The sequence below is a fragment of the bacterium genome (genome assembly GCA_035549195.1).
Lineage (GTDB): Bacteria > Oederibacteriota > Muellerivitia > Muellerivitales > Muellerivitaceae > DASZRK01.
In genome coordinates, this window is record DASZRK010000080.1 from 1 (window position 1) to 26,402 (window position 26,402).

12 protein-coding genes are annotated in these 26,402 nt (G+C 60.1%); all 12 read left to right on the forward strand.

The genetic code is table 11. From position 1 onward, the window contains the following. Positions 1-3,333, forward strand: a 3,333-nt coding sequence (locus tag VHE12_13895; GenBank protein ID HVZ81875.1) for a hypothetical protein, incomplete at its 5' end; no start/stop codon positions are given. Between the two features lie 820 nt (positions 3,334-4,153). Beyond that, positions 4,154-7,906: a hypothetical protein gene (locus tag VHE12_13900; GenBank protein ID HVZ81876.1), complete on the forward strand. Its 3,753-nt coding sequence runs from the start codon at positions 4,154-4,156 to the stop codon at positions 7,904-7,906. A gap of 271 nt (positions 7,907-8,177) precedes the next feature. Beyond that, positions 8,178-10,073 (forward strand): glycosyl hydrolase family 8, encoded by a 1,896-nt coding sequence (locus tag VHE12_13905; GenBank protein HVZ81877.1) that lies wholly within the window; start codon positions 8,178-8,180, stop codon positions 10,071-10,073. Positions 10,074-10,224: 151 nt separating this feature from the next. Beyond that, a complete protein-coding gene (locus tag VHE12_13910) occupies positions 10,225-12,972 on the forward strand; it encodes a glycoside hydrolase family 9 protein (GenBank protein ID HVZ81878.1) in 2,748 nt (915 codons plus the stop codon). An 87-nt stretch (positions 12,973-13,059) separates the two neighbouring features. Next, entirely contained in the window at positions 13,060-13,530 is a 471-nt protein-coding gene (locus tag VHE12_13915; GenBank protein ID HVZ81879.1) for a cyclic nucleotide-binding domain-containing protein, read from the forward strand. Between the two features lie 103 nt (positions 13,531-13,633). Next, positions 13,634-14,563: an outer membrane beta-barrel protein gene (locus VHE12_13920; GenBank protein HVZ81880.1), complete on the forward strand. Its 930-nt coding sequence runs from the start codon at positions 13,634-13,636 to the stop codon at positions 14,561-14,563. Between the two features lie 139 nt (positions 14,564-14,702). After that, complete coding sequence (locus tag VHE12_13925) at positions 14,703-17,444, forward strand: bifunctional acetate--CoA ligase family protein/GNAT family N-acetyltransferase (GenBank protein ID HVZ81881.1); 2,742 nt, start codon at positions 14,703-14,705, stop codon at positions 17,442-17,444. A gap of 87 nt (positions 17,445-17,531) precedes the next feature. Next, positions 17,532-18,056, forward strand: a complete 525-nt coding sequence (locus VHE12_13930) for a GNAT family N-acetyltransferase (GenBank protein HVZ81882.1) — start codon at positions 17,532-17,534, stop codon at positions 18,054-18,056. A gap of 196 nt (positions 18,057-18,252) precedes the next feature. Next, complete coding sequence (locus VHE12_13935; protein HVZ81883.1) at positions 18,253-20,193, forward strand: CIA30 family protein; 1,941 nt, start codon at positions 18,253-18,255, stop codon at positions 20,191-20,193. Between the two features lie 38 nt (positions 20,194-20,231). Further along, positions 20,232-21,152, forward strand: coding sequence for a cation diffusion facilitator family transporter (locus tag VHE12_13940; GenBank protein ID HVZ81884.1), 921 nt, complete (start codon positions 20,232-20,234; stop codon positions 21,150-21,152). 220 nt (positions 21,153-21,372) lie between these two features. After that, complete coding sequence (locus tag VHE12_13945) at positions 21,373-25,230, forward strand: GH116 family glycosyl hydrolase (protein ID HVZ81885.1); 3,858 nt, start codon at positions 21,373-21,375, stop codon at positions 25,228-25,230. A gap of 33 nt (positions 25,231-25,263) precedes the next feature. Next, positions 25,264-26,292 (forward strand): Gfo/Idh/MocA family oxidoreductase, encoded by a 1,029-nt coding sequence (locus VHE12_13950; protein ID HVZ81886.1) that lies wholly within the window; start codon positions 25,264-25,266, stop codon positions 26,290-26,292. The last annotated feature ends 110 nt before the right edge of the window (positions 26,293-26,402 follow it).

The window sequence follows — 26,402 nt, forward strand, 5'->3', positions numbered from 1 at the left end:
GCCGCCATCAATTACACGTCGACGAGCTATTGTCCGTCGGAGACGTCGTTCACGGTGACGGAGCAGACGACGGCCTATAACCAGCAGACGTCCAATTCCGTTTCCTTGGGGAATTGCGGCGTGAACATGAACATGTACGACCAGTCCCACTATGCGGCCATCGAGCCGGGGGATTGGCAGAACGGGGCGGGTTGCGGCGCCTGCGCGGTGCTGAACTACAACTCCCATTCGACGACGGTGATGATCGTCGACAAGTGCGCGACCTGCGGGACGGGCACGCACCATCTCGATCTTTCCGCCGTCTCCTATGGGGAATTGGTGGGGTCCCCTGGATGTGCGACGAACGGCGGTAGCGGATCGGTGAACACGGGCGGTTGTCCCTCGGCCCCGGGGGCCAACCAGGTGACGTGGCACTTCATCCAATGCCCCTTGACGGGTTCGTCGAACATCAAATTCAACAATTCCTCGGGAAACATCACCTATGCCTTCAAGGACAGCAGTTCCAATGGATGGCATCCCATCATTTTCTGGGACTATTTGTTCCCGATCCAAAGCGTGGGGATCGCCAACAGCGCGTCGGGACCGTTCAGCAACGTGCCGCGGGATACGAACGACTCGATCCCGCAGTTCTGGGGAGGCAGCGCGGGGGGGAACTTGAGCCCTCCTCTTTATTATCAGATCACGGACGATCGGAACAATTCGGTGACCCTGGGCCCGATCAACAGCGTTTCACCGGTATTGGCAGCGGGTAATACCTCCTTCGTGGCCTATGGAACCTCGAGCGTCCAGTTGCCGGGCTGCGTGGTGGGGCCGACGAACACCTTCACGAACACGCCGACCAAGACCAACACCCCGACGGTCGGGTCCCCGACCAATACGCCGACCCGAACCCCCACCATCACGCCGACCTTCACCAATACGCCCTTGTCGGGTTGCAAGTACATGTACTACGACGGTGAGACATCGGGGACGAACCTTCTTTCCGGGGGAAGCTGGACGGGGAACGCGACCTTGAGCGAGACGGCCGGCGCGGCCAATTCGGGGACGAAGGGGATGAACATCGCCTACAATTGGCCGGCTTCGTCGTATTACGCGGAGATCGGCTGGAACTGGACGAACTATTCGAGCGTTTCACCCCGGTTGGTGAACCTGAACAATTTCACGAATCTGCAATTCGACCTGAACGTGGCGTCGGGAGCTCCCATTACGCTGGGGGTGATCCTGGCGGATTTCGGGGGCGCCGGATCGGGTGGGGTGACGGCCTCGACGGCGGTGACGGTGACGGTGGCGGCGAGTGGGTGGCAGACGATCACGATCCCGACGAGTTCCTTCAATACGGGCGGTGCGAGCTGGGACAAGACGAAGGTGGGTGAGATCGACATCGAGGTCTTCGCAACGGCGGCGGCGGGGACGGCGACGGTCTATTTCGACAACTTCGGGTTCTATGGGACCTGTCCGACGGCGACGCCGACGCCCACGAACACCTTTACCAGTACATCCACGTCGACGGCGACGCGGACGAACACGTCGACGAACACCTTCACGGTGACGAGTACGCCCACGAGCACGGCCACGTCAACGCCCACGGCGACAAGGACCAACACGTTGGCGAATACCAGCACCTTCACGCCGACCAATACGGCCACCGCTACCAATAGCTTCACCCGCACCAATACCCCGACCAATAGTTCGACAGCCACCTCTACGTCCAGCCCGACCGCCACCCGGACGAACACCTATACTAGTACCATCACCAACACTCTTACCTTCACTGCGAGTGCCACGCCGACCAACACCGCCGCCAATACGGCCACTTCTACTCCCACGAAGACCAATAGCCCGAGTTCAACGCCGACCCAAACGGCCACCACCACGGCTACCCGGACCTCCACCTTGACCCCGACGGTGACGATGACTCCAACCAACACCGATGTCATTACGCCGACCGCGACCGGGACCCCGACCAAGACCCTGACCCCTACGGTGACTTTCTCCTTTACCAGTACCCCCACGAATAGTCCTAGCGCTACCTCAACGCGTAGTTTTACCCCGACCTCCACAACGGCCAACACGGCCACTTGGACAGCGACCGCTTCCTATACTTTTACCGGTACCTTCTCGCCCACTGTGACGCCGTCGCCGACGAACACCAACGTGATCACACCGACCCCCTCGGCGACCACCACGAACACCCATACGCCCGCGAACACCTCGACCTTCACGTTCACACCGACAGCGACCACCACCAACAGCCCTACCTCGACCCGGACCTTTACGCCGACCGTGACCCAGACCCCGACGGATACGGATGTCATTACGCCCACTGCGACCGGGACCCCGACCCGGACCTTTACCCCTACCAATAGCCTGACCTTCACCAACACCCCGACGCCCTCAGCGACAGCCACTCCAACGAACACCTTTACCTCCACGAACACTCCAACCTCGACCTTTACGGCCACCCATACCTTCACCGGTACTTCGACCTTCTCCTTCACGCCCACCTTTACCTTTACGAATACCCCGACCTGGACCAATACCCCTACCCCGACCGTCACCTCCACATTCACGGCCACTTCCACTTCGACCCCGTTGCCTGTACTCAATCTTGCCCAAAACGCGTCCAGTTCCACCATCAATCCGGGCCAGATCCTGACCTATACCCTGAGCTTGACCGTCTCCACCAGTTCGGCCCAACAGGTCGTTCTGACCGACGATATGCCGAATTTCACTTCATTCGGAAGTTTCACCTCGGGGCCGGCCGGGTCGGTGGCCGGGTCCCAAGTGACATGGAACCTGGGAACCCTGTCTCCGGGAACTTACAACTTCTCCTATACCGTCATGGTCTCGAACAGCGCCCCGGACGGCGCCATCCTCTCGAACACCGCCTCCGTCACCTATCTGGGTGGTGCATCCTCCGTGGCCGCGAACGGGAACAACGTCACGGTGATCGTGCCGACCCCCACGCCTACCTTTACGGCGACGTTCACGCCTACGGCCACTTTCACGGCCACGTCCACGGCCTCTTTCACCCCGACCCCGGTCCTTGCCCCGGAATTCTGCCGTCCCTATCCCAACCCGGCCTTGCCCGGAGCTCCTGTGAATCTTTGCGTGGTGGTGGGGGCCCCGTCGAACGTCCAAGTCGACATCTTCACCACGAATTTCAGGAAAATATTCACAGAGAGTTTCCAAACCTCCGGCGCCTTGAACTTCCAATGGGACCAACGGGACCTTTGGGGAAACCCGGTTTCCAATGGGCTCTACTACATCCGCATCCAGGTCGATGGGTCGAATCCAGCCACAAAGATCTTTAAGGTCCTTGTCCTGAACTGATCGTTGTCGGGTGTCAGGGGCCTTCCAGGTATTTCCTTCCTGTTCAAAATTCAGAGAAAATGTTCAAGAACGGACAGACGAATGCTCGGATATGAGCATTTTCAGAGCCGTCATCTTCGGTTTTTCGTGAAACCCTAGAAGAGAGTCGGCGTGTTTTTCAGGAAAATATGACCGTTAGGGTATATAAATTGCACCGTTTTAATAAGGTGATCGATCGTTATCCATGACAAACGAGCCGAAAGCGACGCTAATGACCGTTCAAACCTCCAGGAACCAATTTCCGATCCACCGAACGAAGAAAGCCTTAATGCTGGCCTTTCTTTTGGCGGCCTTTTCCACGGGAGCGGAAGCCCAGACCCTCTCGATTTTTGGAACTGGCATTTCACCTGCCAATCCATTGCCCGGCCAGAACTTTTCCTTGAGTGTTACCTATTGCAACCCGATCTATAACAATAATTCCATTTGGTGGGTTGCTTTGAGCAATATTGCTACCACCATCGTTGGTTGTCCGGCAGTTGGTCAACAGTTCCTAGTAGACTCTGGCGGAGTGAATGTGAACCACGTGGCACCACCGACGGGTGGAACTTGTAATTGTATCGGTTGGCCCATGGTTCCCTCTGATGCCTCCACCTTAGGAAGTTGTGTTACGTTGACCCAAACCTGGAATTTGACCATGCCATCGAACGTTTCTTACGGTGGCACCTATAACATCATCATTGGCGGGGGTAATTATTACGAAGCTTGTGGTTCTCAACCCCAACAAGGTATGGAAGTAAACATCCCCGTCACGATTCCTGTTCCGTCGGCCACGCTTGTCAATTTGAACAAGACCGCCGAGGGGGGAAGTGCTTCCCCGAACGACCTCGTTCTTTTCACGGTCAGCTATGATTTCGTGAACTCCCCCTCGGGCGGTGTCATCACGGATACGGTCCCGGCGGGCGTGACCCTGGTACAGATGGGGCCCGGGTCCCCGGTGGTCACGAGCAATAGCGGGGTCGCACCGGGCTCTAACCTCAGTTGGACCGTTCCTGGGAGCGCTTTGGAGTCCAAGGGGCAGGTGTGGTTCCTGGCCAAGGTCAGCTCTACGGCGGCGTCCGGTACCTTGATCAGCAACACCGCTGCGATGACCTTGACCGGAAAGGGTGTCTCGGGGACCTCCAATACCGCCACCTCCACGGTCAGTGGAGGCGGGTTCCAATTGATCAAATCCCAGTCCAATGCTTCCCCGTCGGCCGGGTCCAACATTACCTACAGCCTCGCTTACAGCATCAACGGATTTTCCCTCCAGTGGTACGACTCCTATGACAATGTGGCTTCGGGGGGGAGTGCCTCGGGATATGACGGGACCGGTTACACGAATATCCCGAGCAATGGGGATACGGGCGGCTTCACGGTGGCGGTGGATTCCCAGGGAAACCACTATCTCGTCGCCAACCCGGCTTACAATTCCAGTGGCGGGAATTACCCCTTGGACCTCCGCAATGGGGGCGAGAACCTATGCGCCGGTTCTTACGTCGTGGAAGGGGATATCGAGATCCCCGTGAGCGCCCAAGGCGTCAGCTATGGCGCTGACGGAACCATGGCCTTGGCCTATAACGTCAACGGAGGGGTCACCCAGGCCTATATGGCGGGTATTTCCCTGGATAACGCCCCTTACGGCTATATTTTCATCCAAAAGAACAATGGGACCAGCTATGCGGGGACCGGGGCTTCCTCCTATCCCATGCCGGTGACCATCCAGGCGGGCCAGTGGTATACGGTCCGGGCGGTCATGACCTATACCGGTTCCACCATGACCATTACGGAGTATGTCTGGGCCCAGGGCAACCCTTCTTTGGTCGATGTCTTTACCTACACCGACAATTCACCTTTCGCGAACCTTTGTTCGGGTATTTGGCAGCAGGGGTGGCAGGGGGATGCTACGGCGCACCCGGATTACTATTCGAACCTGAAATTCTCCCAGGCGGACCCGGTGATCAATGCCAAGCTTTGGGACACGGTACCGACCGGGATCACCTATGGCGGGGAGAACCATACCAATTCGGGCTTGGCGGGCACGACCTTCAACAAGACCGGTAGTCTGCTCTCTTGGAGCTTCCCGGGTACCGTCTTCAACCTCCAGGGCGCTGTAACCTGGTGGGGAGCCGTTACCTGCACGGGTTCGTCCGCCCAGACCATCATCAATGCCTCGGCCATCAATGCCCAGGGGATCAGTCAGGTCGTTTCCAACGCGGTGACCGCCATCGTCCAATGTTCGACCCCGACGCCAACACCGACCCCCACCAATACGCCTACGATCACTCCCACCTATACGCCGACCAACACCCCGACGATCACGCCCACCCGCACTCCCACCAACACGCCGACCAATACACCCACCTTGACGCCGACGCCCAGCCCGACGAACACCCCCACTCGGACGCCGACCTTTACTCCCACCAACACCCCAACCCCTACCTATACACCTACGCCCACCAACAGTCCGACGAATACCCCGACCCGAACCACGACTCATACGCCGACCAACACGCCAACTCCGACCAATACCCCCACCAATACCCCGACCCGGACTCCGACCAATACTCTGACCAATACCCCTACCATCACACCGACACCGACGAACACGGCCATCATCACCCCGACTCCGACCAATACTCCTACGAATACTTCGACCTACACCAATACCGCGACGCCCACCCTCACCCCGACCCAGACCCCCACGCGGACCCCGACCAACACCCCGACCAACACCAATACGGTCACTCCGAGCGCGACCCCGACCCGGACTCCCACTCATACAGCCACTCCGACGGTCACTGATACGCCCACTGATACGGCCGTGATCACGCCGACGGCCACCAATACCCCGACCCAGACCCCTACGAACACCCCGACCGTGACCCCCACCAATACCCCGGTCAATACTTTCACGCCGACCAACACGCCGACGGATACGGCGACCGCGACCAACACCTCCACCCCGACGGATACCGATACGGTCACGCCGACACGCACCCCCACAAACACCCCGACCGACACGGCTACCCCGACCCCCACCACAACCCTGCCCAATACCCCGACGAATACCGCGACCGCAACTCCCACTTCGACCCCGACCGATACCGCGACATCGACCTTCACCCATACCCCGACCAACACCAGGACCTACACGCCGACGGCAACGCCCAGCTTCACCCCCACTTCGACCCCGACCCCGACCACGACTTTTACCGCGACCTCGACCCCGACCTCGACCCCGACCACCTCCATCGCCATTTCCAAGATCTGCTCGGAAGCCCAAGCCCAATCAGGGGACGGGTTGGTCTATACCGTGGGAGTGACCGTCACCGGGAATTCAGTGCTCAATGCCGCCGTCACGGACCTCCTTCCTGTTGGAGAGACCTTCCAAGGTTTCCTGGCCTCCCCGGCGGGGACTTCCACGGGTGCGACGACCGTGGTCACGGCCGGGGTCACCCAAACCCTCCTGACCTGGACCTTGCCATCGCCGCTCGCGGCCGGGACCTATACCCTGACCTACCAGGCCCAGGTGGACTCATTCCTCAAGGCGGGTATCACGCTGGATAATTGCGCCTACCTGATGACGGCGGGTAACGGGCCTGTCTCGGCCTGCGTCTCCGTGCCTGTCCTGGGAGACTACACCGTCCAGGTCCAGGTCTATAACGAGGCGGGTGAGATCGTGAAGACCATTCTCCTGACGAAATTCACGCAACCGGTGGAGAACGTGACCCTCTCGACGAGCAATACCATCACCACCGTGTCGGGTCCCGGGAGCAAGATCGACATCCTTTACCAGGGCACCATCATCGGGACCTGGGACGGGACCACCGACTCGCAGAACCTGGCGACCAACGGGAGCTATTACATCAAGATCAACAATGTGGACCAGCAGGGAGTGGTCCGGACCACGACGGTCCAGGCCCTGGTCAGCCGGCCCGTCTATGCCACGACGGTGCTCATCTATAATTCGGCCGGCGAGGTGATCCGCCACCTTTACGCCTATACGGACAACCCGGGGCAGGACCTGGTGAACGCCATCCAACTTTCCAATACCCTCATTGAGCCTACCAACGGGACCCAGACCGGCGGGATCCCGAGCCAGGTGAAGATCAGCTTGAGCAATGGAGCTACCCTGGTCTGGGACGGCAAGGCCGACAATGGATCGGTCGTGACCAGTGGGCAGTATTTCGTGGAGATCCATTCCCAGGATGGGCAGGGCGGACAGAGCGAGTTGATCAAGATGTTGACGGTGATGGATGGCGGCAGGGACAACGGCCTGGCCGATATCCTGGCCAAGCCCAATGTGCTGAACGCGGCCAACAACTGGACGCTCACTTTCGAGGACCCGACGGCGCAGACCTTGACCTTGACGGTGCGCATCTACACCACGGCAGGTGAATTGGTGGCGGTCCCGCCACCGGATACAACCCCTAACCAAACCACTTGGGCGGCCCAGGGCCTGGCCAGCGGCCTTTATATCGCGGTGGTCGAGTCCCGGAATGGCCAGGGCGGGTTGGTCCATCAAAAGACCTTGAAGGTCGTACTGGTCCATTGATCCCCGACGGGTTTTTGTCGCTGGGCCGGCGTTTTTGACCGAAACTCGACAATCCGCCCGATCTTTTCGCCGTCCCGGTCGATGGTTCCCTCACTCCCCCCGGAAAACCCTTCTTTAAAACTTTCTTGTCCTTTTTATTATTCGTTCCAGAGGCACGGATATTGCCATATTTTACCGGGCGACCCGGGGCCTCTCGCCCTGGTTCCGTTCGATCTTCGCCTAGGGACCCATGCTCGACATGCAAAACCGGCCTTTTCCAACTTTCCGACTCTTGCCCCTGTTCTTGGCCGCCTCCTTCGGGGCTCCCGCTCTTTGGGCCTATCCCTATGGCGTGCTCCCGGCGGGGAACAACCCCACCGATGCCGGTACGGCCTATTCAAGTTTCAAAACCACCTATTTCGCCAATGATTGTTCGGGTCATTCGAACTGGACCCGGGTGCGCATCAATCCCGGTAATTCGGAGACCTATTCGGAAGGCATGGGCTACGGGATGTTGATGGCCGCCTACCTGGAGCCGGCTTCGGGAGGGCAGACGGTGGTCCAGCAACTGCTGAACTTCATCAACGCCAATCTGGATGCCCGGGGGCTCATGAATTGGCATGTGAGCTGCTCGAGCACCTTGGGGGGCAACAGCGCCGCTGATGGGGACCTGGACATCGCCTTCGGCTTGATCGTGGCCGATGGCCGTTGGCCGGGGAACGGTTTCGGGACCGCGGCCACCAATTTCCTTTCCAGTATCCTGAGCTATGAAACGGGGACCTGCGGGACCGGTCCCGGGGATGCGCCGGGCTTCACCAATTGCTCGACGGGTTACACCTATCCCAGCTATTTCGCGCCGAGCTATTACACGACCTTCCAGTGTTTCACCGGGAACAACGCCTGGGCCACCCTCAAGACCAACACCTATAACCAGCTTGCCTATTGGTATTCCAATTACGCCCTCCCCCCGGAACAGATCAAGATGTCCTCGGGCCAATGGAACAGCGGCGACTACCAATACAACTCCTGCCGGGTGCCTTGGCGTCTTTCCCTGGATTACCTATGGAACGGCAACACCACCGCCCAGGACCAGTGCCAGAAGATCGTGACCAACTTCAAGACGACCGACCCGGCGCCTTCCACCATGGGGGATGGCTACAGCTACAGCTCCGGCGCCAAGAATTCCGGCAACCACAACGCCGCCTTCATGGGGCCCGCGGGGGACGGGGCCATGGTGAATTCCTCCAACCAAAGCTGGCTGGACAGCGAATACACCAACCTGAAGTCGCTTTCCATGGGGTCCGCCTATTACCAGGATGCCCATAAGGTCATTTCCTTGATGGTCCAGACCGGGATCTTCACCGATCCTTGCGCTTCCGGGCCCACCCCGACGCCCACCGGAACCCCGACCAAGACCCCGACCTCCACCCTGACCTTCACCCGCACGGTCACGAACACGCCGACTTCCACGGTGACCCATACGCCGACCTTCACCCGGACCCCGACGCCAACGCCGACCCTCAGTTCCACTCCGACCCCGACCCGCACCTCGACCTTCACCGGGACCCCGACGGACAGTCCGACCGTCACCGACTCGCCCACCCCCACTTTCACCGGGCAACCCACGGATACCCCGACCGGCACCCCTACGGTGACGGACAGCCCCACCCTGACCGATACGCCCACGATCACCGATACGCCGGCCGTGACCTTCACATTCACCTCGACCCCGACGGATACGACTGTCGCCACCTCGACGCCGACCGGGACCCCGACCACAACCTACACGTTCACCCTTACGCCCAGCCCTACCGGGACCCCGACCCATTCCCCGACCCCCACATTTTCTTTCACGCCGACCCTGAGCTGGACGCCCACGCCGACCTCGCCCCTTCCACCCAGCGCCATCCAGATATCACAGCCTTACTCCAACCCGATCAGCACCGGTACCCTCCAGGTGGATGTGGCCAGCCCGTTCCAGGTCGAAGTCCAGTGGGATGTCTTTACGGCGGCCTTCCGGAAGATCCGGAGCGGCTCCACTCTCTCTTCCAATTCGGCCCAGGTCCGTTGGGACCTGTTGGACCGGGAAGGGAAGCGGGTCTCCTCCGGGATCTATTACCTTCGTGTCGTGGTCGAGGGTTCGGGAGGACGGAAGGTAAGCATCAAGAAGGTATTGGTCCTTCAGTGACGGTTTTCGGTGGAAGCGTTTTAGAGGCTCCGGATGACCGTTCAACCCAACGATCTTGCCAATGGTCCTTATTTCCGAACCGATGGTAAACTTCATTCGATCGTTCGCTTCACGACGTCCACTCACGATCGGGGATCCCTTGAGACCTTCCTTGAAACGTTGTCTGTCCCTTGCCCTCCCCATCCTTTGGGTGGGTCTGGTTCCCTCAGTCTGGGCCGCCGCCCCGGCCGATATCCAGATCGACCAGGTGGGCTATCTCACCAATGAGACCAAATTGGCCATGGTGACCAATGCTTCCGCCACCGGGACCTTCTACGTGGTGGATGCTTCCGGTCCCACCACGGTCTTTACAGGGACCCTTTCCTCGGCGTCCACGGATACCAATACGGGCTTGAGCGTCCGCACCGCCGACTTCTCCACGGTGACCGCGACAGGGACCTACTCTCTACAAGTCGCGGGACTGGGTCAAAGCTACAGCTTTTCCATCGGCCCCAATGTTTTCTCGAATGCCTTCTACGAATCCATGCGCTTCTATTACGGCCAACGTTGCGGGACGGCCGTGAACCTGGCCCCGACCTTCCCGGGTTACACCCATGCCGCCTGCCACACCGCTGACGGCACCTATCACACGTCCTCGGGAAAGAGCGGTACCAAGTCCGCCACCAAGGGCTGGCATGATGCGGGGGACTACGGGAAATACGTCGTGAATTCCGGTATCTCCACCGGGGAGATCCTTTGGACCTACGAGTGGTACGCTTCGACGGCCGGGGCGGTGAACCTCCAGGTCCCGGAATCGGGCAATGGGACCCCGGACATCCTCAATGAGGCCCGTTGGAACCTGGAATGGATGCTCGCCATGCAGGATACGGACGGGGGCGTCTGGCACAAGTTGACCACCGCCGCCTTCGATGCTTTCGAAATGCCCGAGGTGGACTCGGCCGGGACCCGTTACATCATCGGGAACGGAACCTCCCCCTATAAGACCACCGCCGCCACGGCCGATTTCGCCGCGGTCATGGCCATTGCCGCCCGGGTCTACCAGCCTTTCGACGCCACCTTTTCGGCGGCCTGTTCCCAGGCGGCGGTGACCGCCTGGGGCTGGATCCAATCGAACCCCAATGTCACCTTCACCGTTAATCCCACCGGCATCAGCACCGGTGTTTATGGGGATGGAACCGTCACCGATGAAAGGCTTTGGGCGGCGGCGGAACTGTTCCGCACCACGGGCGGGGCGGCTTATAACACCTATTTCACTTCCAACTACACCGGTTGGTCCCCCACGGTCAACGGGAACGCCTACCCCCAGGACTGGTCGAACGTCCACCAATTGGCCATGTGGACCTATTACTTCAGCGGGCAAGCCTCGGCCAATACAACGGCACGGAACACGATCAAGACCGATACCATCAACGCGGCCAATACCATCGTGACCCGGCAGAATGCCGACGGTTATCGGGTCAGCCTGCGGACGGCCGATTACGTTTGGGGCTCCAATGGCGGGGTCGCGAATTTCGGGATCCTGCTCCTGATGGCCAATGCGATGACCCCGACCGCCAGTTACGTCCAGGCCGCCCGGGACGACATCCACTACCTCTTGGGTCGCAACGGGAACAAGATCTCCTTCGTCACCCGGCTGGGGACCACCTATCCCTTGAATCCCCATCACCGGCCCAGCGGCTCCGACGGGAATGCCTTGCCCTGGCCGGGCATGCTGGTCGGGGGTCCCAACTCAGGGGGCGGGGACAGCATCACACCCACCTCCCCGGGGACCAAGGCCGCCCTTTGCTATACGGACCAACAAGGCGCCTATGCCTCCAACGAGGAAGCCATCAATTGGAACGCGCCACTGGTCTTCATCCTGGCCAGTACGCTACAGGCGGCCGTTCCCACGTCCACGCCGACGAACAGCCCGAGCGCCACGGCGACCCGCACTCCTACCGCGACGGCCACGCGGACGGCCACCCTGACCCCCAGTCGGACCTCCACGTTCTCCCCGACCGATACGCCCACGGCGAGCGCGTCCGCGACCCCGACCCGTACTCCCAGTTCCACTCCGACCTCAAGCTCCACCGCAACGGCCAGCCTGACCCCGAGCTCCACGCCAACAGCCACTTTCCTTTTGACGGCGACCCAAACCCCCACTTCAACTGCGACGTCCTCACCCACCCGCACGGGTACCCCCACTCCCACGGCCAGTCCCACGGATTCGGTCACCTGGACGCCCAGCGCCACCCCGACCGCGACCCTTCAGTTCAGCGCGACGAATACCGCCACCTCCAGCCCAACGCCTACTCCCACTTACAGCGGCACTCCGACCGTGACTTGGACGGCCACGGCTTCGCCGACAGGGACCTCGACCGCTTCACCTTCCCCGACCGCCACCAAGACGGCGACCCGAACCGCCAGCGCCACGCCCACGGCCACTTTTATGTCCACTGCGACGAACACGCCGACGGCCACCCGGACATGGACCCCCACGGGCACCCCGACCCCGTCCCGTACGGCCACTCCGACCTCCACGCCGACCTTGACCCCTTCCTGGACCCACACGCCTTCTTTTTCGCCGACCGCCTCCCCTTCCGCGTCCGCGACCCCCACCCTTTCCTTTGGGAACGCCGATATTTCCTTGCCCTATCCCAACCCCATCCCATTCAATGACGGGCCCATTTGGGTGGACCTGACGGTGCCCGGTCCTTCCCATTTGCGATGGGCCGTCTTCACCACGGCCTTCCGGAAGATCGCCTGGGGCGGGTCCGACCTTTCCTCGGACCAGACCTTCGGTTGGGACCTCAAGGACCGGACCGGAACGCCCGCCGCCCGCGGGCTCTATTACCTTCGGATGGAACTCACGGGGAACTTCGGGAAGGTGCAAACGATTCGGAAGGTCCTGATCCATTAAGGCGTAATTTTCTGGCCGGGAACCGCCGCTCCAGGGTTATGATGATTGGGCCTTTTGGACCATTCCCACCCTCGTTCGGAGGACCCGATGAAGATCGCCAAGAACGCCAAAGTTTCCACGTTCCTCAAAGAGGTCAATCTCTTCGAGGGCCTGGACAACCAGACCTTGAACCGCATTTTCCGCCTGGGTTACGTCCAGAACTACCGCAAGGGGGACCTGATCATCCGGGAAGGGGAGCATGGCGGGAACCTTCATATCCTCATCAACGGGAAGGCGGAAGTGCTCACTGGTAAGGCCGGCAAGAAGAAAAAAAGCCTTTCCAAGATCGGCCGGGGTTCCATTTTCGGTGAAATGAGCGTTTTTGACGGGGCGCCTTATTCGGCCTCGGTCCGGGCGGTGGACAACTGTGATGTCCATATCATGCGCGGCAGCGATTTCCTGTCGTTCCTGAAGTCCAATCCGGCGGTCGGGGTGGACGTCCTCGCCACCCTCATCAGTTCCATCTCCAACCGTTTGCGCCGGGCCAACCTGGCCTTGGCGTCCATTCATCAAAAATAGGGTTCAAATATCGCCTATTTTCCAGGAGATTCCGAGCGGATTGTTCCGCTTTTTTAGTTGTGCTATTTGCCGAACGAAAATTTTATTTTTAAAAAAATTGAACATGAAATTACGGGAGAAATTTATGAAAATTATTTCTTGTGCTTTTTTGTTTTTGGTTGTGACGGTCCCGCTCTGGGCCCAACAAGCGGAGGACTATTTACGGGCCGGGAATCAGTTCTATCAGGCCAAGGATTACGGGAAAGCGGAACGCTATTACCAAGCCGCGGCTCAAATGGATCCGAAGTCCTGGGCCGCGTTCCAGGGGATCGGAAACTGTGATTACATGTTGGGAAAGAAGATGGAGGCTTTGGATGGTTATCAACGCGCGTTGAACCTCGCCCCACAAGATCAAGGGCTGCAACAAATGGTCCGACGTTTGCGGAGCGATACGGTTCCATCTCCCGTTTTGCCCGAGAGGGGGATGCCTGCAAAAGAGAGCGATGGCACGAAATCGGAAAACCTTTTCGAGATCGGGTTAATGGGAAGGCTTGGGGCAACAGATGATACGGCCAGCAAGGGTTTGCTCTGGATGCCGGGGGCTTGCTTGGAACTGGGATATTGGATCGCCCCCCAATGGGAATTGGGGTTCTCAAGTGACTACCAGACATATACCATCAAGTCGGCCGTGCCGGATGTCAGCAGCACCATCAGGACCGATGTGGACACGAGTCTTTTGAATTTGGATCTTTTTGTGAAATACGGTCTTGGTGGCGATGGCCTCCGGCCGTTTTTTCTAATGGGGGCTGGATTGAGTTTGTCGGCGTATTCCACGACCCTTACGAATGACCCCTTTGATGATTCGCCAGTTACCCAGATTAGCCATACCGATTCCAATGATTCGGAGCCTTTGATCGAGGTCGGGGCAGGAGCGGAAGCCCCGCTGTCGCCCGATCTTGGTCTTTCTTTTTCTATCAAATACCAACTGATATTGGAGAAAAGCGGAAACACGAACTTGATTCCTATAGATGTCGGAGTGAATTTTCATTTTTAAAGAACCATGCTCATTAGAACGGCAGTGCAAATAACAACTTTTATTACGTAGCCCCTATGACCCAGATCATGACCTTCGGAGGTTGCTTTTTTTAGAGTGGGCCCCGAGAATCGGGTCATTCCCATCCTGAGGCACCGCCATGGAACCCTTGAAATCCGTCAAAAGGCCCGTTGCCGACCGAAGCCAGGACGTTTACCGTCTTTCCGCCCGCCCGTTGGACAGCCTCTTCAAGCCCAAAAGTGTCGCCATCGTGGGGGCCACCGAGAAGGTGGGGAGCGTCGGCCGTTCGGTCTTTTGGAACCTCCTTCGTAATCCCTTCGGCGGCGTGGTCTATCCGGTCAATCCCAAGCATTCCCACCTGTTGGGGGTGCGGACCTATCCGTCCCTATCGACCCTGCCCGAGGTGCCCGACCTGGTCGTCATCGCCACACCGGCTCCCACCGTTCCGGCCATCGTGGAGGAATGCGTTTCGGCCGGGGTGCCCTCGGTCATCATCATCTCGGCCGGTTTCAAGGAAACGGGTCCCGAGGGCCAAGCCCTGGAGGACAAGATCCTGGCCACCGCCCGAAAGGGCCGTATCCGCATCATCGGGCCCAATTGTCTGGGGGTCATGACCCCGCCCTTGGGCCTCAATTCCACGTTCGCCAACGAGATCGCCATGCCGGGAAGGGTGGCTTTCCTGAGCCAAAGCGGGGCCCTAGGGACCGCCATCCTGGACTGGAGCCTGAAAAGCCGGGTGGGCCTTTCGGCCTTCGTGTCGGTGGGTTCCATGCTGGACGTAGGTTGGGGGGACCTCATCGATTATTTCGGGAGCGATCCCCAGACCACCAGCATCGTCATCTATATGGAAAGCATCGGGGACGCCCGTAGCTTTCTTTCGGCCGCCCGGGAAGTGGTGTTGACCAAACCCATCGTGGTCATCAAAGCCGGGCGCACCGGCGCGGCGGCCCAGGCGGCGGCATCCCATACGGGCTCTTTGGCGGGCAACGATGAGGTGCTCGACGCGGCTTTCGAGCGTTGCGGGGTTCTGCGGGTAGACACCATCGCCGAGGTCTTCGACCTAGCGGACATCCTCTCTAAACAGCCCCGGCCCCGGGGGAACCGCTTGACCATCCTGACCAATGCCGGCGGCCCGGGCGTGTTGGCCACCGACAGCCTCATCCGGCGGGGCGGCCAATTGGCCGACCTGCAGCCCGGCACCGAAAAAACCCTCAACCAGTTCCTGCCCTCCGCCTGGAGCCACCACAACCCCATCGACCTTTTGGGGGACGCGGAGCCGGAACGCTACGCCAAGGCGCTCGAGGTGGTCGCCAAGGACGAGGGGACGGACGGCCTTTTGGTCATCCTCACCCCCCAGGCCATGACGGACCCGACCGCTACCGCCGAAAAACTCAGGCCTTTCGCGAGGATAGAGGGAAAACCGGTCTTCGCCAGCTGGATGGGCGGTCAGCAGGTCCTGGCGGGTTCGTCCCTTCTGTCCCAGGCCGGGATACCGGTCTATGAGTATCCGGACGACGCGGTGCGGACCTTCGTGGACCTTTGGCGGTTCAGTTACAACCTCAGGGGCCTTTATGAGACCCCGCTCCAACTGCCGGAGTTCACCGGCAAACAGCCGCAGAAGGAGGAGACTTCCCGGATCCTGAAAGGGGTGCGGGGTTCCGGCCGAGCTCTCCTGACCGAAAGCGAATCCAAGGACCTGTTGGCCTCCTATGGCATCCCGGCGGTCCGGACCCTGGTGGCGGGGACGCCCAAAGAGGCGGGAATGATGGCGGCGGAGCTGGGGTTCCCGGTGGTCGTGAAGTTGAATTCCCAGACCGTCACCCACAAGACCGATGTGGGCGGGGTGAAGCTCAATCTCAATGACGCGGCTGAAGTGGAAAAGGCCTTCCGGGACATCGAGAGGTCGGTGGCGGAAAAGGCGGGGCCGGGACATTTCCAAGGCGTGTCGGTGGAGCCCATGGTGCGCCATATGGGCCAGGAGATCATCCTCGGAAGCCACATCGACCCCCAATTCGGGCCCGTGATCCTGTTCGGGATGGGAGGCCAGATGGTGGAGGTCCTGAAGGATGTGGCCTTGGCCCTGCCGCCCCTCAATACCAACCTAGCCCACCGCTTGATGGAACGGACCAAAGTCTTCCGTGCCCTGCAGGGGGTCCGCGGCCAAAAGCCGGTGGACTTGGAAGCCCTGGAGAAGCTCCTGGTGCGGTTCAGTTATCTGGTCGTGGAGAATCCCGACATCAAGGAGATCGATATCAACCCCCTCCTGGCCTCGCCCGAAGGCCTTTTGGCCCTGGACGCGCGGGTCATTCTCCAGGCGGAAGGGGTCAAATCGCCCCGGCCCGCCATCCGGCCCTATCCCTCCCAATATGTGCAGGAAAAGAAGTTGAAGGACGGGAGCCCGATCACTTTGCGGCCCATTCGGCCCGAGGACGAACCCATGGTGGTGAAATTCCATGAAACCTTGTCCGATACATCGGTCTTCATGCGCTATTTCCAACCGCTCCACATCAGCCAACGGGTGGCCCACGAACGCCTGACCCGGATCTGTTTCACCGATTACGACCGGGAGATGGCCTTGGTGGCGGTCCGAAAAGGCGCCGAGGGGGAGGCGGAGGTCATCGGCATCGGCCGACTAAGCCGCGAACTCTGGAAAGAGGAAGCCGAATACTCCATCCTCATCAGCGATCGTTGGCAGAACCAGGGGTTGGGGACCACCCTCATGTCCGCCTTGCTGGAGATGGGGAAGGCCGAAGGCCTGAAACGCATCGTGGGTTTTGTTTTACCGGAAAACCAGCGGATGCAAAGGGTCAGCGCCAAGCTGGGTTTTGCGTTGAAACCCTCCGCTGAAGATGGTCTAATCCTAGCCAGCATCGACCTTTAAAAGGTCCCGTTCCACATCTGTTTGGGGCGGCCATCCTGGCCCGGGCCGTCGGGCCGAACCCTTCCTTGAAACGATAGCGAGGATCCCTTGCCCTCCAACCTTCTGAATACCCAATTGGGCGATCTGACCATCCGCCCGGCCACCGACGAGGACCGCTCCCTGGTCCTGCACATCAAGCAGGAAGCGGCCACTTGGCTCGAGGAAAAGGGCATCTATCAATGGGCCGGCATCCTCATGGCCCAGGGCGAGGATATGGTCTACAAGCGGGTGCACCAAGGCGAGGTTTTCCTGGTCCTCAAGGAGGCCATGGCGGTCGGGACGGTCTCCATCCTTTGGGAAGATCCCATCAGCTGGGGCGAAACGGGCCGGGACGGAAAGGCGGGCTATATCCACGGCATCGCCATCCTGCCGCTCCTTCATCATAAAGGAGTAGGGGAAGCCATCTTGAACTGGGCCTGTAATTACATCCGGGAAAAGGGAAAGATCGTCCGGTTGGATTGCATGGCCGAGAACCCCCGCATCAATAAATACTATGAGGACCTGAAATTCACCCATGTCGGGGTGAAGGAGCTTCCCAGCGGTTTTAAGGTCAGCCTTTACGAGAAAAAATGACCTTCCTGCGCTGATCTAACCTCGAAGAAGCGAAGTGAAAGCCTGGAATTTTGGATCCGACCGAGAACCGCTACGCCGATTACGATCGATGACCGACGATGACGGCTTGAACTTATCGGGATCCATCGGGTTCGATCCGCTATGAAGGGTGAGTTTTGATGTTTTCTTTTAACGTGAGACCTAAAGGGGAGGGAACATGAGATCCAAGGTCGGATTAAGCCTTCTTTTACTGGTGGTCGCCTTCCCTTGTCCGGTCCCGGCGAAGGAAAAACCGATCGTCCTGGGTTATTCGGCCTCTTGGTTCGACGGTCTTTATCCTCCCGAAAGCTACAACTATGACGGGCTCACCCACATCGCCCGGTCCTTCCTCCTGCCCAAGGCCGATGGGACCATCGGGGTGCAAGGCGGCTTCTTCGATCCGGACCTGGAACGGCTGGCCCATGCCCATGGGGTGAAGCTCATCGCCTCCATTGGCGGCGCGGCCGCCAACGCCGACAACTGGTTGGCCATGGCCCGGGACCCCAAGGCCGAGAGGCTCTTTTTCGACAACTTGGACAAGCTCATCACCCAGAATCGTTACGATGGTGTGGATATCGACTGGGAACCTTCGGCCCTGACGGATGCGGACCAGGCCACCTACACCCAATTCATGAAGGACCTCAGGGGCCGCTTCCCCCAATGGCTCATCACGACCGCGCTGGGCGGCGGGGACTATTGGGCCAAGCATATCTCCTGGAAGGAAGTGGCGGCCCAGGTCGATTGGATCAATTGGATGACCTATGACTTCGCCGGGAGCTGGACGGGCCATTCGGCCCACAACGCGAACCTCTATGACTCGGTCCCGGTCCGCACCGAGATGAGCGTGGACAGGGAACGGGACCATCTGGAGAACCGCTTTGGGGCGCCGGCCGAGAAGTTGGTGTTGGGTTTGCCTTTCTACGGCACCCAATTCTTCACCGCCCGGATGGGGGAGGACTTCACCGGGGACGCGTCCCGCCAGGGGAGCGAGATCCAATTCTACGAGATCGCGGGCCTCCTGACCCCGGGCTCAGGCTATACGAAGAAGTGGGACAAGGACGCCCAGGTGCCTTATCTGGAAAAGGAGGGCGGAGAACACACCATCAGTTATGACGACCCCAAATCCCTCGCCTTGAAATGCCGATACGCCATGGACCAAGGGCTCCGGGGTGTGATGATCTGGAACATCGGGGCCGATATCGTGGGCGAGAACACGCCGCTCCTGGACGCGGTGGACAAGGCGATGGGCCTTCCGAGCCGGTCCATGCCCCCTTCGGGCCTGGAAAAGACTTTCGCCAATTTCGCCTCGACCCTGAAAGATACCTATTCGAAGCTCCAGGGGACCCAGGCCAAGTTGCAGGCGGCCGGCAAGCTGGAAGAGGCCAAGGCCGCCGATCCTGGCCCCTTGCCGGACCTGGCCTTGCCGACCAACTCCGACTCCAAGGTTTTGGGGAAGGGGATCTGGGCGGTCCAATACCGTTTGACGGTCCTCGGCCGCAAGCTCCAGGCGGCCCAGGCCGTGGCTTCCGCCCTTCCGGTCAAGGAGGTCGCGGGGCAAAAGTTGAACGCTTCGGGGAACCGTGTCCTGATCGGTGATTTCGAGAGCGGAACTAATGGGACCGCTTTCCAAGGCGTTTGGATGACCGACATGGACCACAACAACCTGGGGACCGTCCTCAATCCCGTGCCCTTCACGCCGTCCCCGGGTGGAAGTCCCGCGTCGCCCAAGTTCGCTGCCCATCTTTGGGGTCATTTCGGGAAAAGCCAGGCCCCCTGGCCCTATGCCATGTTGACGGGGACCTTGGACCCTTCCGGAACGGCGGTGGACCTGAGCGCCTTCCGGGGTGTGGAGTTCCAGACCAAGGGTGACGGGAAGACCTATTCCATCATCCTAGCCCGGGCCGCGGTGGAGGATTACTGTAATTTCAAACAGGATTTCAAGGCGGGGAAGGATTGGATGAAAATTTCCCTGAACCTCTCGGACTTCAAACAGCCTTCCTGGGGGCGTGCGATCCCCCTGAAGCTCAGCGATGTCCTTTATTTCGCCTTCAGCCCCAACGCGGACTTCAGCGATGAGGACATGGACCTCTGGATGGATGACCTGGCCCTGTTGAAATAGGCGTAGGAAGCCGGGGGAGAATTTGCTTTAATAAAGCCATGGCCGATCACCGACACGACCACCCGCATTCCCATCCTGTTGGTCCCGCTGCGTCCTCCCAAGGCCGTTCCCGGCGGACCCGGATGTATGGGGCGATCGCCATCACCGGGGTGGTCTTGGTGCTCGAAGCGGTCGGCGGGCTCCTTTCCGGTTCCATGGCCTTGCTTTCCGATGCCGGCCATATGTTGACCGACCTGGCGGCCCTTCTTATCACCCTGGCCGCGATGGTCATGGCCGAAAAGCCCGCCAGCGGGAAGCATACCTTCGGTTGGACCCGTCTGGAGGTGCTGGCGGCGCTCGGCAATTCGATGACCTTCTTTGTGATGGTGTCCGCCCTGGCTTGGGGCGCCATTCATCGGATTTTCAACCCCGTCCTGCCCGAGTGGCATGCGATGGGGCTCATCGCCCTGGCCGGACTTGTGGCGAACCTGTTCTCCGCCTGGTTCCTCCACGGGGCCCATGAGCATGATCTTAATTTGAAGAGCGCCTGGGTCCATGTGATGGGCGACCTCCTGTCCTCGGTGGGGGTCCTGGCGGGGGTGGGGGTCATTGCCTGGACGGGTTGGACCTGGGTGGACCCGATCTTGAGCTTGGGGATCGCCCTTTCGATCGCCACGAGCGGTATCCGGGTCTTCCGCAAAGCCCTTCGGATCCTCCTGGAGTCGGCGCCCGCGGGCCTCACCGCCGACGAGGTGGGGGAAGCCCTCACCCAGGGAGTACCGGAGATCCTGGAGGTCCATCATGTCCATCTTTGGGAAGTGGGGACGGGGGAGGTCCACCTCACCGCCCATTTGGTGGTAAAGGACCGCCCCATGTGCGAAGGCGAACCGATCCTACAAAAGGCGAATGAACTCATGGGCCGAAAATTTGGCATCCATCACAACACCTTCCAACTGGAGACCTCCGGGTTCGGGTCTTGATGTCGCGATCTTTTTTGTTCCGGTGGCCCATTCAAAGACTCCGATGACACGTGAAACTCGTTTTTGCCGTTTGGGCGTCTTCGAACGGAGGTCCGTTCATTTTTATGATAAATTTGTGGGATCTTTCGAACAAAACTTCTCGGAAAACGAATTGACCTTTGATCGCCCTGAAAATATTTCCAGGTTGAACCGCTTAAAACATTTTTATCCTTTTTTCTTTTTGTTCCTCTTTTTGACCGGCGGAACCAGGGCCGCGACGGCCATTCCCTCCCAAGCCTGGAGCCGGGATATCAATGCGGGCGGTTATGTCGACGGGGCCCCCATTGGGGGTTTTGGCGCCGGGACCCTTTCTTGGACCTACGCGGGAAACTTCTACCAGGGTCGTCTGAACATCGCCAGTAGCACCCTCACCACCGACGCGAATTGCCATTTTTATATGTATCAAAAGCTCTCGGGTCAGGCCGCCGTCATGAAGATGCTCAATGCGGCGACCTTGGGATCCAACCAAGCCACCTATTACTCCCTTTTTCCCAAGGCTTGGGTGGATTATTCCGGGAGCACCTTCCCCTTGGAGACCAAGGTCACCCAGTTCTCGCCCATCATTCCGAACGATTACGTCCGTTCCTCCTATCCGGAGGGGATCTATGAATGGGATGTGACCAACAGCCAGGGCGTTACCTGTGATTTCGCCGTGATGTTGACCTTCGACAATAATTTCGGGGGAACCAGCGCCTCGGTCACGACCTCCGGGAACAACGTGGGGCTTGTCCTGGATCGCGCGGCGGGAAGCGCCACCAACCAGAACCAGGGCCAGTTCACCCTGGCGACCCAGACCGGGGCCGGGGTCTCGGTGACCTATCAGTCGGCGGCGGCCGTGGGGACCCTTCAAACGGCTTTCGGAACGGCAGGCCTTTTGGCCAATACCACCGGAGCCAATACCATCGGGGGCATCGCCTTCAAGGTCAGTCTGGCACCAGGGCAATCGGTCAAGATCCCCATTGTCCTGGCCTGGGACATTCCCCTGGCCAAGCCGGGGACCGGTGCTCTTTGGTATCGGGAATACACCCGCACCTACGGAAAAACAGGCAAAAGCTCGGGAACCATCGCTTTTGATGCCCTGAACAATTACCCGACCTGGGAAACCTCGATCGACGGTTGGCAGAACGGCATCTTGGCCGGGAATTATCCCGATTGGATGAAGCAAATGCTCTTCAACGAGCTCTATTACTACTTCACCGGGGGAACGATCTGGGAAGCCGGTCAATATGGTTCGACGTCCTATGATCCGGGCCCTGACCTTTTCTCGAGCCTTGAAAGTTACATTTATCCCTTCTATGGAACCTCGGACGTCCGATTCTATGGTTCCTGGCCACTGGCCCTGCTTTGGCCCGATATCGACAAACAGGAAGTGAAACAGTTCTGCGATAGCGTGGTGGCGGGCTCCATGGGGGTCCCCATGCCGACGGCCATCGGCACCTGTGCCCACGACATCGGAAGCCTGAACGACGTCTTCACCGCTTGGAACGACTATACCTACCGGGATTCCACGACTTGGAAGGACCTGAATTCAAAACTGGTCCTCATGGTCTATAGGGCCTGGGAACTGGGTGGGAAGACCGACAGCACTTTCCTTAATTATTGCTGGCCGGCCGTCCAAGCGGCCATGACCAAGGTCCACAGCCAATGTGACGCCACGGGGCTGCCCATCTCCTCGGGGATCGACCAGACCTATGACGACCTCGGACTGACGGGGGACACGGCCTATTGCGGAAGCCTGTTCCTGGCGGCCTGCGAGGCGGCGGCGGACATGGCCACCGCGAAAGGGAACGGCGCGTTGGCCACGACCTACAATGGCTGGCTTACGACGGGGAAGACCAATTTCGAATCCCTGCTTTGGGACTCCGCCGGCGGTTACTACCATATCGATACGGGGAGTTCGGCCCCCAGCCGCATCATGAGCGACCAATTGGCCGGTCAATGGTACGCCAGGGCCTTGGGTTTGCCGGGCATCGTGACCGATGCCCACGCGGTGAGCGCCTGGCAGAAGGTCCACGACAACAACTGGCAAAAATTCGATTCGGGGGCCCATGGAGTAGTGAACGTCATGACCTCGGCCGGGGCCATCGACACCAGTTATCCCCAGAGCCAAGAAGCCTGGGTCGGCGTGGGTTGGGGCGCGGCGGCGGGGATGGTCCAGCAGGGCATGCTCACCCAGGCCACCGACATGGGTTACAGCCTCTACAATAGTATCTGGAACCTGGGCCAATGGTGGTTCCGGACCCCGGAAGCCTGGCAAACGGGGCTTTCCAACATGCGGGCCCCTTATTACATGAGGGCCAACTGCCTTTGGGCGGTGAAGCACGCCTATGACATCGCCCCCAACCCCTGTGGGGCCCTGACCTGTACACCGACCCCGACCTATACGGCGACCGCAACGCCCCAGCCGGCCAGCGCTTGTGCCTCGCCGGTGCGTCGGGTCAACGCCTCGGGTGGACAATATGTTTCGGGCGGCATCACCTGGGTGGCCGACCAAGCCTATAGCGCCGGGGGGTGGGGCTCTGTCAGCGGAACGGCGGCCGCCTCGATCACATCCGCCATTTCGGGGACTTCCTATCCCGGCCTTTATCAGACCGAGCGTTACGGGAATCCGGTGGAGTACAAGTTCACCGTCCCCAATGGCAGCTACCAGGTGGTCCTGCATTTTGTCGAGCAATATTGGAACGCGGCCAATTCGCGGGTTTTCAGTGTGGCCATCAACGGGAACACCGTGCTTTCCAACCTGGACATCTACACCCAGGTGGGCAAGTTCGCGGCCTATGACCGGACCTTCGTGGTGACGGTCGGCACGGGGCTCATCGATATCGTGGAAACGGCCTCGGTGGATAATGCCGAGATCGCGGGGATCGACATCCTGGACAATTCGGTCCTCTGCAGCCCCACACCCACGCCCACCGGATCCACGCCCACCTTTACCCGGACCTATAGCCCCAGTCCCACGAATAGCCCGACCGCAAGCCTGACTTCGACCCCGACGGCCACTGCGTCCCGGACGGCGACCACCACCTTGACGAACAGCCCTACGGCGACGTTCTCCAGCACCCCATCCTCGAGTCCCACGGCTTCCCGGACTTCGACGCCCACCTCGACCCTAAGCCCCAGTTCGACCCCAAGTTCCACGCCCAGCCCAAGCCCGACCGCTTCGCCCAGCCTTACGCCGACCCGCACTGCCACGGTGACCGCGACCCCGACCAACACCAACGCCATCACCCCCACGCCGACGGCCAGCCCGACGGTCACGGCCAGTTCGACCGCTTCGTCGACCCCGACCCTTTCCTATACGCCTACCCCCACCTCCTCCAGGACACCGACGCCCTCCTTGACCCCCAGTTCAACGGCGACCGCGACCTTGACCATGAGCCCGACGGATTCCGCCACAACGACAGCGACCCGCACTGCCACATCGACCGCGACGGTCTCGCCGACGCCGACCAATACTAATGTCATCACCCCGACGCCCACGGCCAGCCCCACGAATAGCCCGACCCGGACCTGGAGCCCCACCGCCAGTTCCACCCCGACCCGGACGGCCACGGCCTCCTGGACCGCTTCCTTCACGTTGACCCCGAGCCCGACCCCCACGGCGACCTTGACGAAGACCTGGTCGCCTAGCGCGACCCCATCCGGTACGCCCACCCCGACCGGGACCCCGACGGCTTCCCGGACCCCGACTTGGACCGACACCCCGATCCCCTCCCCGACGGAAACCTCCAGCCCGACCGTGGTTTTTTCCGGGATCGACATCGGTTCGCCTTTTCCGAATCCGGACCAGGATGGATCCGCGATGGATATCGAGGTGCAGGGGCCGGGTCTCCTGAACGTCCATTGGTCCGTCTTTACCACCGCTTTCCGGAAGGTGCGGGATGGGAATGCCATGATCTATGGCAAGGGCGACGTCTACTGGGATCTGAAGGACAGGTCGGGAGTTCCCGTGGCCAAGGGACTTTATTACCTCCGCGTGGAGGCCGGTTCAGGCACCGGAGCCGCCAAGAAGACCTTCAAGGTGTTGTTGCTTCATTAGCCGTCCGATGGACGCTTCCCTTATAATGGCCTCATGAAAGTGAAAAAAAGATCCCCCAGGGTCCCGGTCCGCATCGGCATCATCGGCCTTGGACAGATCGCCCTCAAAGCCCACCTTCCGGGATACACCCAGGCCGCCGGTTGCCAGGTCACGGCCATCCATTCCCAGCGTGAAGAACACGCCAAACAGGTCGCGACCCAATATGGCATCCCGATCATCTACAAGGACTGGACCCACTTGGTCGAATCCGACCAGGTGGACGCGGTCTCCATCTGTACCCCGAATTTCACCCATGCCGCCATCGCCATCCGGGCCTTGCGGGCGGGCAAGCATGTGATGGTCGAAAAGCCCATGACCATGACCCGTTCCGAGGCCTTGGAGGTCATCCGGGCCGCCGGAAAGGCCAAAAAGGTCCTGATGGTGCACCACAATATGCGGTTCGATCCCGCCGTGCGGAGCGCCCGAAAATTGCTCGCCCGGAAGGTCGTGGGCGATATCCTGACCTTCAAGGGGTCCCTGACCCATCGCGGGCCCGAGGCTTGGAGCCCGAAAGCCAATTGGTTCTTCGACCGGGAGAAGTCCGGGGGAGGCGCCTTGATGGACCTGGGACCCCATGTTTTCGGGGCTCTCGAATACCTATTGGACTCCCATTTGACCTTGACCGGGGCCTTATTGGCCAACCCCAAGGGTGCCAGGTCCGGCGACTCGGAGGTCCATTGCGCGGCCCTTCTTCGGGCCAAGAGCGGCGCCATCGGGACCGTGAACGTGGGTTGGGCCGATACGACCTATCAGAACCGCTACTATTTTTTCGGGACCCAAGGGACCCTTTCCTTGAACCTGGCCAAGGGGGAACCCATTACCCTTCAGGACCGAGGAGAGGAAGGGAAGCGGTTCCCGGACCTGGACAAGGATTCCTTCGCCCCCTCGATCTATGAACACTTCCTGGACTGCATTCGGAGCGGCAAGACCCCCTGGGTCTCGGGCGAGGAAGGCTTGCGAACGGTCGAGTTGATCGAAGCAGGGTATCGAATGGCCCGCCACCCGTCCTTGCCCTTGCTATGAAGTGGTCTTGGTCGAAGGGGGCTGCTGGCCCGGATCATGTCGGTCCGGAACGAATTGTGGGATATCCGGTCGGACAAAAAAGCGGGAACCCCGGACGAAAACCTCCGACC

Bases quoted from the DNA above. Each gene is read 5' to 3' on its own strand.
- VHE12_13915 (HVZ81879.1), top strand. From the start codon at position 13,060: ATGAAGATCGCCAAGAACGCCAAAGTTTCCACGTTCCTCAAAGAGGTC.
- VHE12_13950 (HVZ81886.1), top strand. From the start codon at position 25,264: ATGAAAGTGAAAAAAAGATCCCCCAGGGTCCCGGTCCGCATCGGCATC.
- VHE12_13920 (HVZ81880.1), top strand. From the start codon at position 13,634: ATGAAATTACGGGAGAAATTTATGAAAATTATTTCTTGTGCTTTTTTG.
- VHE12_13935 (HVZ81883.1), top strand. From the start codon at position 18,253: ATGAGATCCAAGGTCGGATTAAGCCTTCTTTTACTGGTGGTCGCCTTC.
- VHE12_13940 (HVZ81884.1), top strand. From the start codon at position 20,232: ATGGCCGATCACCGACACGACCACCCGCATTCCCATCCTGTTGGTCCC.
- VHE12_13925 (HVZ81881.1), top strand. From the start codon at position 14,703: ATGGAACCCTTGAAATCCGTCAAAAGGCCCGTTGCCGACCGAAGCCAG.